The following is a 15,017-nucleotide window of genomic DNA, read 5'->3' as shown; positions in this document are numbered from 1 at the left end:
CCATGCCCCTGCCTCGATACCACCGGCTTCCGGCCGAAACCCGGGCCGCCATCCTGGCCGTCGCCCGTGCCCACTTCGCCCGGGACGGCAAGGAAGCGGCCTCGTTCAACCGGATCATCGCCGAGGCCAAGATCTCCAAGACGTCCGCGTACCACTACTTCGACGGCAAGGACGATCTGTTCGACGCCGTCGCCGACGACGCGGCGGAACGCACCCTCACCGCACTCGGGCCCTGGCGGGAGGTGAGCACCGCGGCCGAGCTGTGGCAGCAGCTGACGACCGGTACCGGTCGGCTCCGGGCGCAGCTGCGCGAGCACCCGGACGATCGGGCGGTACTCGCCGAGATGCGGCAGGGGCGCGACGGCGGCCGGAGCGATGAGCCGGCGGGGGACTGGATGGGGCGACTCATCGCCAACGGCGTACGGATCGAGGTGATCGACCCGGGGCCCGATGCCGAACTGGTCGCCACCGCCACCCGCGGGGTCTTCGACGCGCTGGACCGTTGGGCGCTGGAGCACCCGGAAGCCTCCGAAGAGTCGATCGTCGACGCCCTGACCACGCTGCTCGCCCGGCTCTGGGGGACCACCGTTTCCCGCTAGCCCCGCCGGCTGCCCCTCGATCGGCTGGTCAGGACCGGCGCAGGGTGTCCAGGAGGGCGTCAACCAACTCCCGGTCCCGCTCCTGGGTCAGCCGGGCGCGCGCCGCCTCGGGGGCGAGCCATTCCACCCGGTCCACCTCGTCGCTCGCCTCGAACGAGCCCTTCCCCGCTTCCGCCGCCCAGTAACGGACCTCCTTGGGGCGCCCATCGACCAGATAGTGGACGGTGGGCAGCTCCGCCCCCGGCACACAGTCACAACCGGTCTCCTCGCGCACCTCCCGCAGCGCTCCCGCCAGAGCGTCTTCGTTCCGCTTGAGCTTCCCCTTGGGGTGCGACCAGTCGTCGTACTTGGGGCGGTGTACGAGGCAGACGGCCAGCGAATCCGCTGACGGGGGCTGGAGGGTGGTCGCGGGGCTTCCACCCGCCGACGGAACCACTCCGTTCGCCGCCTCGGTGGTGAGCGCCTCGGCGGTGAGCCCCTCGCCGGGCGGCCGTTCGCCGCCGGCCCCCGGGGTCCGTCGCCAGAGCACACACCCCGCGGCCAGCAGCGGCTCCATGTCGCCCGATCCATGGCTGGGGGCACTCATCCCATCGGTCATCTGACCGCTCCTCGCCGAGTCGTTGAAGTCTGTGGAGAGAGGGGTTTGTCTACGGCGGTCCTTTCTGGCGGACCGTGGCGGGGCGTAACAGGCCGTGCGGCACCTCGCAGGTCATAGCGGTCCGCGCAGTGCGGAGCAGTCCACGCGGAGCAGTCCACGCGGAGCAGTCCATACAGCGCAGTCCACGCGGAGCAGTCCATACAGCGCAGTCCAGCAGTCCCACCAGCACAGTCCGTACAGGGAACGTCGGCGAGTGAGGCCCGGGGCATGGGCTGACCCGGCTGCCCTTGGTCACGCCGGCCCCTGCGGTACCGGTGCATCACTCATCGGCCCGCCTGCACCGCGAAGGACGTCTGCCAGACCTCATGGAAGGCGAACCTGGCCGCCTCGACCTCATGGCGCTGGTCCGCGTGGAGGACCCCCAACGCATAGGCGGTCGCCGGGGCGATGCGCGGGGTTCGGGCAGCCGCGGTCGCTGCGGCGGCTGCCTCGGCCGCGTCGCGATGGCGATCAAGCAGCCGGCCCGCGCGCCGAAGGGCCGCCGAGGCCGCCGGATCCCTGCCGCCGAACCCCAGACCGGCCCTTGGATCCCTGCCGTCGAGGCGCAGCTCAACCTCGGTGGCCATGCCACCGAACCCCTGGGCCGCTGGTTGCTGAAGCACCTCACCGGCGTACCGGTGCAGGCGCAGCAGGATACGGACCTGATGCCAAGGAGTGTCCTGGACCTCCTCGGCAGATGCTGTGGCAAGGCCGTTGACGAGCGCGTCGGCGTTGTAGGGATGCCCGGCCCGGGCCAGCGGCAGCAAGGAAACGGCCTTCCACAGCCGTTCCTCGGCCAGCAGCGCCTGCCCCTCCAGGACATCCAGCCCGCCCAGCCCGTCCAAGATGCCCGCGCTGCCGTTGCGGTGCGGCTTCGCAGCCGGGCTGAGCGGTAGTTCGGAGGCGAGCAGGGCGACCCCGTCGGCCACCGCGTGCAGCCGGGCGGACCCCAGTGCCTGGAGCGTCGTGGAGTGCGCCCTCGTCCTGGCGAGGTTCAACTGACGCTCCAGCAACGCCCCGGCGCGGGCGGCACCTATGGCGAGGGCTCCTGCGGTGGCCTTGTTCCGCGACTGCCCGCGCTGCCCCGGCACCGATTCCGATTCTGATTCTGATTCCGGTTGTGCCTCCGCTCCCGAAACCGCCTCACCGGTGCCCGACAGCCGCCCCAGCGCCTCCAACAGCCGCTCCAGCCGTGCCGTACAGGCATGTTCCTGTGCCAGCGTGCCGGAGACCCAGGCCAGTTCCGTCCTCAGCCCGTCCGCCCAGGCCACGTCCAGCAGCGGACGGAAGGTGTGCAGGGTGGCGCTGATGCGCCGGGCCGCCATCCGCAGCGACAGCGCGGCCCCCGTCGTACCGGCCGCACCCGCCGATTCGGCGCCGCGCTCCCCGTACAGCCTGAGCCCGCGCAGAAAGTCCCCCGCGCGCGCGTGGAGATACGCGGCGAGCAGTTGGCCCCCCGGGGAAGTCCCGTCCCCGGACGGGGTTCGGGGGGCCGGGGACGATTCAATTCTTGACACGCCTGCGCCTCCGCGCATCGATCAACATCTCCTGGACATGCTTGAGCGGTTGCCCTTCCGCGTCCGTGGAGTGTCGGGTCCACTCGCCGTCAGGCCCCAGATGCCAGGACGAGACGGAGTCGGACATACCGCTCTCCATGAATCGGGTCAGGGCCGCCCGGTGGGCCGGGTCGGTGACCCGTACCAGCGCTTCGATCCGACGGTCGAGGTTGCGGTGCATCATGTCGGCGCTGCCCAGCCACACCTCGGGCTCGCCGCCGTTGCCGAAGGCGAAGAGCCGGGAGTGCTCCAGGAACCGACCGAGGACGGACCGCACCCGGATGTTCTCCGACATGCCGATGACCCCGGGCCGGATGGCGCAGATGCCCCGTACCCATATGTCCACCTGCACGCCCGCCATCGACGCTCGGTAGCAGGCGTCGATGATGGCCTCGTCCACCATGGAGTTGACCTTGATGCGGACATACGCCGGCCGGCCGGCACGGTGGTGCGCGGCCTCCTTGTTTATCCGTGAGACCAGTCCGTCCCGAAGCGACTTGGGGGCGACCAGCAGCCGGCGGTAGGTCTCGCGCCGCGAGTACCCGGAGAGCCGGTTGAACAGGTCGGAGAGGTCCGCCCCCACCTGCGGATCGGCGGTCAGCAGCCCCAGGTCCTCGTAGAGTCGCGCGGTCTTGGGGTGGTAGTTGCCGGTGCCGACATGGGAGTAGCGGCGCAGCAACTCGCCCTCCTGGCGCACGACCAGCGAGAGCTTGCAGTGCGTCTTCAGCCCGACCAGCCCGTACACGACATGGCAGCCCGACTCCTCCAGCTTCCGCGCCCATTTGATGTTGGCCTGCTCATCGAAGCGGGCCTTGATCTCCACGAGAACGAGGACCTGCTTGCCGGATTCGGCCGCGTCGATGAGGGCGTCGACTATGGGGGAGTCGCCGGAGGTCCGGTAGAGCGTCTGCTTGATCGCCAGCACATCCGGATCCGCCGCGGCCTGCTCAAGGAACGCCTGTACGGAGGTGGAGAAGCTGTCGTACGGGTGGTGCAGCAGCACATCCCGCTCGCGCAGCGCCATGAATATGTCCGGCGCCGACGACGATTCGACCTCGGCGAGGTCCCGATGGGTGCCCGCGATGAACTTCTGGTACTTCAGCTCCGGTCGGTCCTGGGCGGCGATACCGAAGAGCCCGGTCAGATCGAGCGGTCCCGGCAGCGGATAGACCTCGGCGTCCGTGATCTTCAGCTCGCGTACCAGCAGGTCAAGGACGTAAGGATCGATCGACTCTTCGACCTCAAGGCGCACCGGAGGTCCGAAGCGGCGCCGCATGAGCTCCTTCTCCAGCGCCTGGAGCAGGTTCTCGGCGTCGTCCTCCTCGACCTCCAGGTCCTCGTTCCTGGTCACCCGGAACATATGGTGCGCCAGCACCTCCATGCCCGGGAACAGCTCCTCCAGATGGGCCGCGATGACGTCCTCCAGCGGCACATAGCGCTGGGGGGACGCCTCCAGGAAGCGGGAGAGCAGCGGTGGGACCTTCACCCGGGCGAAGTGCCGGTGACCGCTGACCGGATTGCGCACGACGACGGCGAGATTGAGCGAGAGCCCGGAGATGTACGGGAACGGGTGCGCCGGGTCCACCGCCAGCGGGGTCAGCACCGGGAAGATCTGGTGCCGGAAGAGGGTGAACAGGCGGGCCTGCTCCTTCTCGGTCAGATCGGGCCAGCGGATGAGGTGGATGCCTTCGTCGGCCAGGGCCGGGGAGACATCCTGCTGGAAGGTGGCGGCATGCCGGGCCATCAGCTCACGTGAGCGGGTCCAGATCAGATCCAGCACCTCACGGGGTTGGAGGCCGGAGGCGGAGCGGGTGGCGACACCGGTGGCGATACGGCGCTTCAGCCCGGCGACCCGGACCATGAAGAACTCGTCGAGGTTTGACGCAAAGATGGCGAGGAAGTTAGCCCGTTCGAGTAGGGGCGTGGCCGGGTCCTCGGCCAGTTCCAGCACCCGCTCGTTGAACGCCAGCCAACTGCGCTCCCGATCCAGGAACCTGCCCTGGGGCAGCGCGTCCCCCGATCCGGTGCGGTCGTCCTCTTCGTAGGTGTCGAGGTCCGCATCGAGATCGGGCTCCAGATCGGAGACCGTTGCCGCAACTGTGTGGGGTCGGTGCGCGGCTATGGAACCGACGGACGGCTGGGGGTGCTGGACCGAGGCATCGGCAGGCTGCTTACTCATGAACCCATTCTTCCGCGTGAAGTGCACTGTAGGCGCGTCGGAGCGGGCCGAGATGGGGTGGATTCTCCCGGCTGGCGGTGACGGGACAGAGCGTACGGAGTCGGGCACAGCATGCTGCATGGGGCGAGGGTCTCAGCCGAGTCTGAATGCCAGATGACGGCGGGGTGGCCGGCGGGAGACCTGGTGAGGGCCCTGCGGGTGGGCCGTGGACGCCGCTCGGATGCCCTTCGGGCGATCCGGGGGCCCTGGCTTGACGAGATGGCTCAGCCTGACGAGACGGATCTTCTCGAAGGGCTGGATCGGCTGTCCGGCCCACGGCGGCGATGGGGTGGGCAGGCCGGAGCGGCCCATGCCGCACCCGTGCCCCGGTGGAGACCTGCTGGGCGAGCGGCTCGGGCCGCTGTTACGGGGGCGGGAAGCCCAGGTCAGGACTCCGTGCGGTACATCAGGTCCACCTCGTGCGTGGTGAAGCCCAGCCGTTCGTAGACCGTCACCGCGGCCTTGTTGTCCGCGTCGACGTACAGCATCGCCGTGGGCAGCCGCTGGGCCGCGAGGTGACGCAGACCGATTCCCGTGAGCGCCTTGCCGAGGCCGCCGCCCTGGGCGTCGGGTCGTACGCCGACGACATAGACCTCACCGAGCTGTTCGGCGGCATGGACCTTGGTCCAGTGGAATCCGACGAGCTGGCCGTCGCGCTCGGCGAGGAAGAAGCCCTGCGGGTCGAACCACGACTCATTCATCCGGTCGTCCAGGTCACGCTGGGTGAGCGAGCCCTGCTCGGGGTGGTGGGCGAAGGCGGCCGCGTTCACCGCGAGCCAGGCGGCGTCGTCCTGCCCGGGGACAAAGGTGCGCACCGTGACCCCCGGCGGGAACACCGGCTCGGAGATTTCGGACGCTGAGGTCAGGGGCCGGCGCATCTGACGCAGCTCGCGGAAGAGGGTCAGCCCGAGCACCTGTGCGAGATGCCGAGCGGCGGACTTACCTCCGTGTGCCCACACCCGCAGCCGCTTGCCCGACGCGGCGAGCAGCGCGTTGCCCAGGGCCCGGCCATGGCCACGACCCCGAAGCGAGGGGTGCACGACGAGTTCGGCGGCCGGAGCCTCGACGGGGTCGGTGTCCTCCAGCTGGGCGTAACCCGTCAGCTCGCCGCCGACGGTGAGCAGAAGATGACGCACGCCCTCGCGCTTTCCGCCGCGCAGTTGAAGCCGCCCCTGCTCGGAGACGGCCTGGGTGCCATCGACGGCCGCGGCCTCGGCGAGCAGGGTGGACACCTCGTCCGCCTGTTCCTGAGACAGCTCGTCATAGGTGTGGATTTGGCGGCCGGGCTCCGGGATCACTGCGTCAGTCCTCATGTGGAGAGGGTACGGCGCAGGCCAGGCGCACTGAGGGGCGGCGGGGCGGTCGCGCTCTCGCGACCGCCCCCCCGAGCTGGGAACCCGTTGGGTTCGGGCCGTCGGCAGCGGCCGGCTACCGCGGTGCCCGTCCGGCGCCGGTCCCCCGGGGTGCGCCCGGTCAGCGCTTGGGCGCGGACCCGTTGGCGGAGGTGAGGCGCTTGGCCTTGGTGCCGCAGAACTCGCCTTCGGCGATATAGGCGGACCAGTTCCAGTCGCCGTTGAGGTTGTAGGAGAGCGTGTGCCGGCCGTCCTCCGTCGTCAGGGCGTGGGAGAGCGACCCGAGCCAGCCACCGCTATGGCCCCACAGCTTGACGCCGCAGCTGGTGGTGAAGGTCAACAGACCCAGGCCGTATCCCGTCGTGGGGTCCTCGGAGTCACGGACCGTGGTCTTCATGGCGGCCAGTTGCTTCTTGGGCAGCAGCCTGCCGCGCATCAGCGCGCTGAAGAATCGGTTGAGGTCCGTCGTGGTGGAGATCATGTCGCCGTCCGCCCACGACTGCGAGGCGTTCTGCCGGGTGACGTCGTAGATCTTGGTCGCCGCCACGTCGGACAGCTTGGAGTACGCCTTGCTGTGCGGGTTCGGCATGTCCGACGTACTGCCGGGCATGATCGTGCCCCGTAGCCCGAGGGGCCTGATGATGCGCCCCCGCACCTCGTCCTCGTAGGTCCTGCCGCCGACGGCCTCGATGATCAGCGCGGAGAGTACGTAGTTGGTGTTGGAGTAGCTGTGCCGGGCGCCCGGCTGGAAGTTCGGCCGGTGCGAGAGCGCGGTTCGCACGGCCAGATCCGGGGTCACCGTGTCGTAGCGGTGCTTGAGGAAGCCTTCGGCTTCGACGTACTTCTTCTGGTAGCCGGGGTCGCCGAGATAGTCGAAGAGTCCGCTGGTGTGGTTCAGCAGCTGTCGGACGGTGATCTTCCGGCCGTCGTTGCCATGGCCCCGGACGACTCCTGGTAGATGGCGTTCCACCTTGTCGTCCAGGCTGAGTCTGCCCTCGGTCTCCATCTGGAGCAGCACGGTCGCGACGAACGTCTTGGTGATGCTGGCGATACGGAAGCGGTCATTGACCCCGCGCGGTGCGCCCGTCTTGAGGTTGCCGACGCCCGAAGTGCTCTGCCAGCTGCCGTTCTTGTCCCGAGCGCCCGCGGTGATGCCGGGGATACCGGCGGCGACCAGCTCATCCATGGCGCGCTGGGTCGCTTGATGTCCTGTGTGCCGTGGGGCCGGAGAATCGGCCTGCGCCGGAGTGGTGAAGGCGGTTGCGGCCATTGCCGCCGCGACCGTGCCCACCGCGCCGGTGCGCGCCCACCGTCGTGCTGCCATGCGTTGCTCCTTAGCCGTTCCCGTGACCGGGTGTCTGCGAAAGCGGTGACCGGCGCCGGCACACCGGGGAGCCCCGGTCGGACCCCGCCGACACTGTGGAAGAGGACTGCGGACAGGGCCGTACAGGTTGATCTATGTCGTACGGTTGTCCGGATTTAAGCCCCTTGGGGATTACCGGAGTGCGGCCAGTGGGAGTAAAGGAGGGTTGCTGACCCTTTGGGCGCTCTGGGGTGGCATGGTGCGGAGTTGGCCCCACTGGATGGCCGAAAGTGGCCGTAGGCGGCCGTCAGGGCCGATGGTCCTGGTGAACCGTCTCGAAGCAGCCTTCGATCTCCCCGAACTCGGCGGGCTGCTGGGCCGGTTGTGGCGGGGGTGGCGCCGAGGTGATGGGTCGATGGCCGACGTGACCCGATCGCGGGGGCGATGGGGCGCCGGGCCTCCCGGCGTCTGATCCGCCCGGTCGTACCCTATGCCGGTGCAGCTCACGGGAGGTTTCCTGGGCTGATCGGCGAGTCCGGGAGTGTGCTGTGCGGCGGGTGCTCCAGGGTCGCTCCACGGCCCCGATCGGCGTCCTGGGTGGGCCCGGATCGGCGCTGCAATCGGGTGCGGATCGGCGCTGCAATCGGGTGCGGATCCCTGAGAAGGCAATCAGCTCGTAACCGCATACCCCTGTCGCGCTACGCGCGTTGACTCTAGGCTTCCGCTCGCAGCGGTACCGCCACGGCCGAGCCGCAAGGGGACTAAGGGGACAAATGACAGCAAGATCGCGTCAGACGAAACTTCAGAGAAACCGACGCCGCCTGCTCACCGCGGTCGCCGCGTTCACCACCGTCGGCGCACTGGTCGCCGCGATGCCCGCCGGGGCTCAGGAACGCGACGACCGTCAAGGCAAGGGCGGCGGTCATGGGCACGGTCACGGTCGTACCGTGGACGTCCAGTTGCTCTCCTTCAATGACATCCACGGCCATCTGGAGCCGCCGTCCGGGTCATCCGGCCGGGTCACCAAGACCAATCCCGACGGCACCACCAGCACCGTCGACGCGGGCGGTGTCGAGTACCTCGCCACCCATCTGCGCAAGGCGCGCAAGGGCAACCCCTACTCGGTCACGGCGGCTGCGGGCGACCTCATCGGTGCCACTCCGCTGCTCTCCGCCCTCTTCCACGACGAGCCCATCGTCGAGGCGTTGAACAAGCTGGACCTGGACGTCTCCTCCGTCGGCAACCACGAGTTCGACGAGGGCGCCAAGGAACTGGCCCGCATCCAGAACGGCGGCTGCCACCCCACCGAGGGCTGTTTCGAGCGCGGCAAGAAGTTCAAGGGTGCCGACTACCCCTATCTGACCGCCAATGTGACCCATGAGAAGACCGGCCGTCCGCTCCTGGACCCGTACTTCGTCTGGGAACGCAATGGAGTCAGGATCGGCTTCATCGGGGTGACCCTCGAAGGCACGGGCAACATCGTCAACGCGGCCGGCGTCAAGGGCCTGAAGTTCGGCGATGAGGCCGAGGCCATCAACAAGTACACCCGCATCCTGGAGCGCAAGGGCGTCAAGTCCATCGTCGCGCTGCTGCACGAGGGCGGCGCACCCGCCTCGACCTCGTACAACTTCAACTGCGACAGCCCCGGCCCCGGTGACGGCATCTCCGGCCCGATCGTGGACATCGCCAAGCGGATCAGCCCGCAGGTCGACGCCCTGGTCACCGGTCACACCCACCAGGCGTACGCGTGCAGCATCCCGGACCCGGCGGGCAAGCCGCGCACGGTGACCTCGGCGGCCTCCTTCGGCCGGCTGTACACCGACACCACCCTGACGTACGACCGGCGCACCAAGGACATCGTCCGCACCGCGGTCACCTCGGCGAACCATGTCGTCACCCGTGACGTCCCCAAGGCCGCGGACATGACCCAGCTGATCCAGCGCTGGAACACCCTGGCCGCGCCCATCGCGAGCCGTCCGATCGGTCATATCTCCGCCGACATCGAGAACTCGACGACTCCCGAGCGCCCGTTGGGCAATCTGATCGCCGATGCCCAACTCGCGGGTCTCTCGCCCACCGACAAGGGCGGGGCCCAACTCGCGCTGATGAACCCCGGCGGCATTCGGGCGAGCCTGGTGCACAAGAGCACCGGGACCGAGGGCGACGGTGTGGTGACCTATGGCGAGGCGTTCACCGTCCAGCCGTTCACCAACATGATGCATGTGGTGGATCTGACCGGTGCCCAGCTGATCACCGCACTTCAGCAGCAGGTGAGCGGCCTCAACCAGGCATCCCCCAAGATCCTCCAGGTGTCGAGGGGCTTCACCTACACCCTGGATCTGACGAGGGCCGGTGCGGATCGGATCGTCACCGGTTCGGTGCGGCTGAACGGTGTGCCGATCGACCCGGCCCAGACCTACCGGGTGGCGATGAACGAGTTCCTCACCGGTGGCGGTGACGGCTTCTCCGTACTGAAGGAGCACACCAACAAGCTGGTCGGCGCGTCCGACCTCGACGTATTGCTCGACTACTTCACGGCCAACTCCAGCGCGGCCACACCGCTGGCCCCGCCGGCGCTCGGCCGGATCACGGTCGTCCGGTAGTCACCGATCCGGAGAGGGGGTGGCGGGCCCGGGAGGGGCCCACCACCCCCTCTCCGCTGCTGAGACCGCCTCGGCACGGGTGCGGATTCCCTCATGGGGGGCGGGAACCGCTGTGAGCTCCAACCGCTGTCCGCGAAACGATCCCGCAGCCGTCGAACACGGCGACGAGCGTCAGCGTCCCTCGGTGGAGCACCCCGAAAACCCCACGCGAGACGGAGGCCCTTGGGGGTCACTTCCCCGTGGTGACGCTCCAGCGGCCGACCTCGCGGTACGCCGAGTCGCTCACCGTCTCGCCATCGCCCGGCTCCAGTGCGTAGTGCGAGAGGTTTCCGGCCCAGTACCGCAGAATCCGGCCCAATTCCCTGGCCCGGTCATCGGCGCTCGCCGAGGGCTGCAAGTCCACTTCCAGTACGAACTTCATGCCTTCTATCGTTTCACTGAACCTCCCGGTGAGACTTTCTGTGTGGGTGTACGCAGAAGTGCCAGGCAGCTGGCGTTGACCTGGTGAAAAAGCCTCCAGGGGCGGTGCGGCCGAGTCGCGCTGGTGGGCCTGACCTGTTCGGCTCATGTGCCCGGGTTCGCCGGCACGACTTCCGTGCGGTGGCGGCAGAAGCTGGGACGAGCCGGGAGAAGCTAGAGCCGAGAAGAGCTCAGTAGGTCCGAGGAGACCCGAGTAGCTTCCGGGAAGAACCTCCGAGAGAAGAAGAGAGATCATCATGCGGATCGCCGTCGCCGGTGCGACCGGGAACATCGGGGCCCTCACCGTGGGGGCCCTGGAGCGGGACGGGCATGACGTCCGGCGCATCAGCCGCTCGCTCGGCGTGGATCTGTCGACCGGCGCCGGGCTCGACGACGCCCTGGTGGGCGCCGACGCGGTCATCGACGTCACCAACAGCCCGGTGGCCGACCGGACCGGGACGGTGGACTACTTCGGCACCACCACCAGGAACCTGCTCGCGGCCGAGGAGCGGGCCGGTGTCCGGCACCATGTGCTGCTCTCGATCGCCGGGATCGCCCATATCGAGGGCAACGCTCACTACGCGGGCAAGCGGGAGCAGGAGCGGTTGGTCGCCGCGGGGCCGGTGCCGTGGACCGTCGTCCCGGCCACCCAGTTCCATGACTTCGCCGCGATGGTGACGGGCTGGACCGAGCAGGACGGTGTTGCCCCGATCGCTCCGCTGCTCGTCCAGCCGATCGCGCCCGCGGACGTGGCCGGCATCCTCGCCGAGATCGCGGTCGGCGAACCGCAGGGACGCCATGTCGATATCGCGGGGCCCGAAACCCAGGACCTGGTGGACATGGCCCGGCGCACCCTCGCGAAGCACGGGCGCTCGGTGCGGCTCGTGCCGACGTGGTCGGGCCTGTTCGGCCTCTCCATGGCCGGCGATGTGCTGCTGCCCGGCGAGGACGCCCGGATCGCGCCGACCACCTTCGACGCCTGGCTCGCCGAACAGGGGTAGACCCGGGCAGGGGTAGGGGTAGGCGGCAAGCTGAGCCCGCCTACCCCCTGCTGCCCGTGAGCTCATGGCGGGGCGTGAGCTCACCCCAGCGAAGGCGGCGGGTGCGCGGCCCCGGGCAGCCGGATCGCCGCTTGGGTTCCCCCACCGGACGCCGGCCGCAGTTCCACCTCGCCCCCAGCCTGCTGGATGGTGCGGGCCACGATCGACAGACCGAGCCCCGACCCCGGTAGGGCCCGTGCGGAGGACGAGCGCCAGAACCGCTCGAAGACATGCGGCAGCTCGTCGACCCCGATGCCCGGACCGTGGTCCCGTACGGTCAGTTCACCCGAGGTGAGCCGCACTTCCACGGTGCCACCCGGTGGCGAGAACTTCACCGCGTTGTCCAGCACATTGACGATGGCGCGCTCCAGAGCGGCCGGCTCCGCCCGCACGTACCAGGGGCGCAGCAGGGTCTCGAAGGACAGCTCAGGGCCGCGCAACCGGGCCCGCTCCAGCGCGGATTCGGTGATCTCGTGCAGGGCCACCACCATCAGCGGACCGCCCTGGACCGCATCCGGACGCGATAGCTCCTGAAGGTCTCCGATGAGCGACGCCAACTCGGTCATCTGCGCCTTCACCGACGCCATCAGCGCTCGCCGGTCCTCCGGCGGAATCTCCCGCCCGGTCTCCTCGCTGCGTGCCAGCAACTCGATGTTCGTCCGTAGCGAGGTCAGTGGCGTACGCAGTTCATGGCCCGCGTCCCCGATCAGCCGTGCCTGGCGGTCTCGTGAGGAGGCGAGTGCCGCGGTCATCGCGTTGAAGGACCGGGACAGCCGGGCGATCTCGTCCTCGCCCTCCACCGGGATGCGAACGGTCAGATCCTCGGTGCGCGCCACGTGTTCGACCGTCTCCGTGAGGTGGTCGACCGGCCGTAGTCCGGCGCGTGCGACCCACAGTCCGGCCGCGCCCGCCCCCAGGACGCCGATGCCGGCCAGACCGGTGAGCAGCAGGGCCAGTCGGTTCAGCGAGGTGCTGATCTCATCGAGCGGCCGGGACACCGAGACCGCGAGCACCACCCCGCTCCCGCGGAGTTGCTGCTGGGTGGTGTGGACACGGACCGCGTCCCCGTCGTCCGTGGTGCCGTTGTGCAGAGCGCTCTTGCGCAGTCCGCTGGCCACGGCGATGTCCTGCGAGGTGACCTCGACCGCCTTGGATTCGGGCCCCACACAGCGGTTGCCCGCCGAGTCGACGATCTGCAGGTAGGCGAAGAGCAGATAGTTCTCCGCCGGTTTCCCACCGATGAAGCAGAGGTCCCAGGCCGCCTGCACCGACTCCTGTGATGCCCGGGTGTTCTCCAGCGTGGTGTCCAGTTCATCGTTCAACTGGGTCCGGGTCAGCAGCCAGCAGGCGACCGAGACGGCCGCCACGGCGACCGCGACCGCGGTGGCGACCAGCAGAGCGAGCCGGGATCTCAGCGCGAGCCCGCGGATCCGGCCGGCCACCGCGCTCATGTCTCACCGCCGCCGGCCCGCAGCACATAGCCGACCCCCCGTACGGTGTGCACCACTCGGGGCTCGCCGCCCGCCTCTGTCTTGCGTCGCAGGTACATCACATACACATCCAGCGAGTTCGAGCTCGGCTCAAAGTCAAAACCCCAGACGGACTTCAGGATCTGCTCCCGGGTGAGTACCTGGCGGGGATGGGCCAGCAGAAGTTCCAGCAGGGTGAACTCGGTACGGGTCAGATCCACCACGCGGCTTCCGCGATGCACCTCACGGGTGGCCAGATCCATCCGTAGATCGGCGAAGTACAGCACCTCATGGCCGTCGTCGTCGCCCGCTTCCGCCGCCGCCTGGTAGGCACTGCGCCGCAGCAGTGCGCGAATCCGGGCGAAGAGCTCGTCCAACTCGAACGGCTTCACCAGATAGTCGTCCGCGCCCGCGTCCAGCCCCGTGACCCGGTCGCCCACGGTGTCGCGGGCGGTCAGCATCAGAATCGGTACGGTCGAGCCGGCGGCCCGAATGCGGCGGGCCGCTGTGAGCCCGTCCATCCTGGGCATCTGGATGTCGAGGACGATCAGATCAGGGGCGTACGACTCCGCTTTCGCCAGCGCGTCGATGCCGTCGATGGCCATCTCGGTGGCGTAGCCCTCAAAGGCGAGAGAGCGTTGGAGCGCCTCACGCACAGCCGGTTCGTCATCGACGATGAGGATGCGTTCGGCTTCACGGGAGCTCGTCATGGGGCCAGCCTTGCACGCGTCTAGACGCTGGCGCCGGACCGGAGGGCGCCCAGTACGTCCTTCACCGTGTCGACGGGGATCGCGAAGCCGAGCCCGACGCTGCCGGCGGTGGAACCGTTGGCCGCGCTCGGTGCGTACATGGCGGAGTTGATGCCGATGATCTCGCCGCGCATATTGATCAGTGCCCCACCGGAATTGCCCGGGTTGAGCGAGGCGTCCGTCTGAATGGCCTTGTAGGTGGTCCTGGAGTCGCCGGTGTCCCCGTTGAACTCCCGCCCGCCGAACTCAAACGGCCACTCCTGCTGTTGCGGCTGGCTCTCGCGTTCCTTGGCGACGGTGACATCACGGTCGAGTGCCGAGACGATCCCACTGGTCACCGTTCCCGTCAGCCCCTCGGGGGAGCCGATGGCGACGACCTCCTCACCGACCTTCAGCTTGCTGGAGTCCCCCAGCGCCGCCGCCTTCAGCCCGCTCGCCCCCTGGAGCTTGATCAGTGCCAGGTCCTTGCTCGCGTCGGTGCCGGTGACCTTGGCGGTGTAGGCCTTGCCGTCGCTGAGCCGCACCTTGACGGAGTCGGCCCCGGAGACGACGTGGTTGTTGGTGATGATCTCGCCGTCCCCGGAGATGATCACTCCCGACCCGGTGGAACCACCCGCTGTGCTGTTCGCCGAGATCTCGACGATGCTGGGCGAAACGGCCTGCGCCACACCGGCGACGGTGCCCGCGCTGCTGGTGGACACATTGGTCCCGCTCACCCCGGTGGGGCCCGGACTCTCCTTCTCCCCGGTGACCTGGCCAAGGAGCGCCGACGCTCCGCCCCCGATGGCCGCCGCCGCGATCGCGACGGCCACGATGAGCCCCACCGGCCGCCGGGCACGACGACGGGACTGGGGCTCGGGAGGCTGAGGGGGCTGAGGCGGCCAGTAGGGCGACTGCGGCGGTGTCTGAGGGAAGTCCGTCATGGCAATGACTGTCCCGGCCGTAGATGAGAGGAGTCTGAGTCCTCGGTAAGAAGGGGCGAAGAACCCCGTATGCCCGGCATAAGGAGCCTCGGTCCGGCGGTCTGCGCCG

12 protein-coding genes are annotated in these 15,017 nt (G+C 69.0%); 3 read left to right on the top strand and 9 right to left on the bottom strand.

All coding sequences use genetic code 11. The features are described from left to right. Positions 1-2: 2 nt before the first annotated feature. Positions 3-599, top strand: coding sequence for a TetR/AcrR family transcriptional regulator (locus NBG84_RS39495; protein WP_250924561.1), 597 nt, complete (start codon positions 3-5; stop codon positions 597-599). 28 nt (positions 600-627) lie between these two features. On the opposite strand, the gene NBG84_RS39490 is transcribed toward NBG84_RS39495, so the two are convergent. From NBG84_RS39490 to NBG84_RS39470, 5 genes are all read right to left on the bottom strand, one after another. Continuing rightward, positions 628-1,035: an NUDIX hydrolase gene (locus NBG84_RS39490; RefSeq protein ID WP_425608790.1), complete on the bottom strand. Its 408-nt coding sequence runs from the start codon at positions 1,033-1,035 to the stop codon at positions 628-630. 485 nt (positions 1,036-1,520) lie between these two features. Further along, complete coding sequence (locus NBG84_RS39485; protein ID WP_425608786.1) at positions 1,521-2,771, bottom strand: CHAD domain-containing protein; 1,251 nt, start codon at positions 2,769-2,771, stop codon at positions 1,521-1,523. Next, complete coding sequence (locus NBG84_RS39480) at positions 2,740-4,971, bottom strand: RNA degradosome polyphosphate kinase (protein WP_308312162.1); 2,232 nt, start codon at positions 4,969-4,971, stop codon at positions 2,740-2,742. The genes NBG84_RS39485 and NBG84_RS39480 overlap by 32 nt, the downstream gene beginning before the upstream one ends. A 425-nt stretch (positions 4,972-5,396) precedes the next feature. Then, positions 5,397-6,323 (bottom strand): mycothiol synthase, encoded by a 927-nt coding sequence (mshD, locus tag NBG84_RS39475; RefSeq protein ID WP_250924559.1) that lies wholly within the window; start codon positions 6,321-6,323, stop codon positions 5,397-5,399. Positions 6,324-6,483: 160 nt separating this feature from the next. After that, a complete protein-coding gene (locus tag NBG84_RS39470; protein ID WP_250924558.1) occupies positions 6,484-7,686 on the bottom strand; it encodes a serine hydrolase domain-containing protein in 1,203 nt (400 codons plus the stop codon). A gap of 752 nt (positions 7,687-8,438) precedes the next feature. On the opposite strand from NBG84_RS39470, the gene NBG84_RS39465 reads away from it, so the two are divergent. Continuing rightward, positions 8,439-10,268, top strand: a complete 1,830-nt coding sequence (locus NBG84_RS39465) for a bifunctional metallophosphatase/5'-nucleotidase (protein WP_250924557.1) — start codon at positions 8,439-8,441, stop codon at positions 10,266-10,268. 229 nt (positions 10,269-10,497) lie between these two features. Here the strand turns inward: NBG84_RS39465 and NBG84_RS39460 are convergent, their stop codons facing one another. After that, the gene (locus NBG84_RS39460) at positions 10,498-10,689 is read right to left on the bottom strand and encodes a hypothetical protein (RefSeq protein WP_250924556.1); all 192 of its coding nucleotides are present in this window, start codon (positions 10,687-10,689) and stop codon (positions 10,498-10,500) included. A 295-nt stretch (positions 10,690-10,984) separates the two neighbouring features. On the opposite strand from NBG84_RS39460, the gene NBG84_RS39455 reads away from it, so the two are divergent. Then, positions 10,985-11,728 (top strand): SDR family oxidoreductase, encoded by a 744-nt coding sequence (locus NBG84_RS39455; RefSeq protein ID WP_250924555.1) that lies wholly within the window; start codon positions 10,985-10,987, stop codon positions 11,726-11,728. Positions 11,729-11,808: 80 nt separating this feature from the next. Here NBG84_RS39455 and NBG84_RS39450 read toward each other — a convergent pair whose 3' ends face one another. Genes NBG84_RS39450 through NBG84_RS39440 form a run of 3 tightly spaced genes read right to left on the bottom strand, consistent with a single transcriptional unit; the run spans position 11,809 to position 14,908 of the window. Next, entirely contained in the window at positions 11,809-13,218 is a 1,410-nt protein-coding gene (locus tag NBG84_RS39450) for a sensor histidine kinase (RefSeq protein ID WP_250924554.1), read from the bottom strand. Next, positions 13,215-13,946, bottom strand: a complete 732-nt coding sequence (locus tag NBG84_RS39445) for a response regulator transcription factor (protein ID WP_250924553.1) — start codon at positions 13,944-13,946, stop codon at positions 13,215-13,217. Before NBG84_RS39445 ends, NBG84_RS39450 begins: the two co-directional genes overlap by 4 nt. Before the next feature lie 20 nt (positions 13,947-13,966). Continuing rightward, complete coding sequence (locus NBG84_RS39440; RefSeq protein WP_250924552.1) at positions 13,967-14,908, bottom strand: S1C family serine protease; 942 nt, start codon at positions 14,906-14,908, stop codon at positions 13,967-13,969. Positions 14,909-15,017 lie beyond the last annotated feature (109 nt).

It is taken from the genome of Streptomyces albipurpureus, from assembly GCF_023701525.1.
GTDB lineage: Bacteria > Actinomycetota > Actinomycetes > Streptomycetales > Streptomycetaceae > Streptomyces > Streptomyces albipurpureus.
The sequence above is the reverse complement of the archived record's forward strand: the minus strand, read 5'-3'. Positions and strand labels throughout refer to the sequence as shown.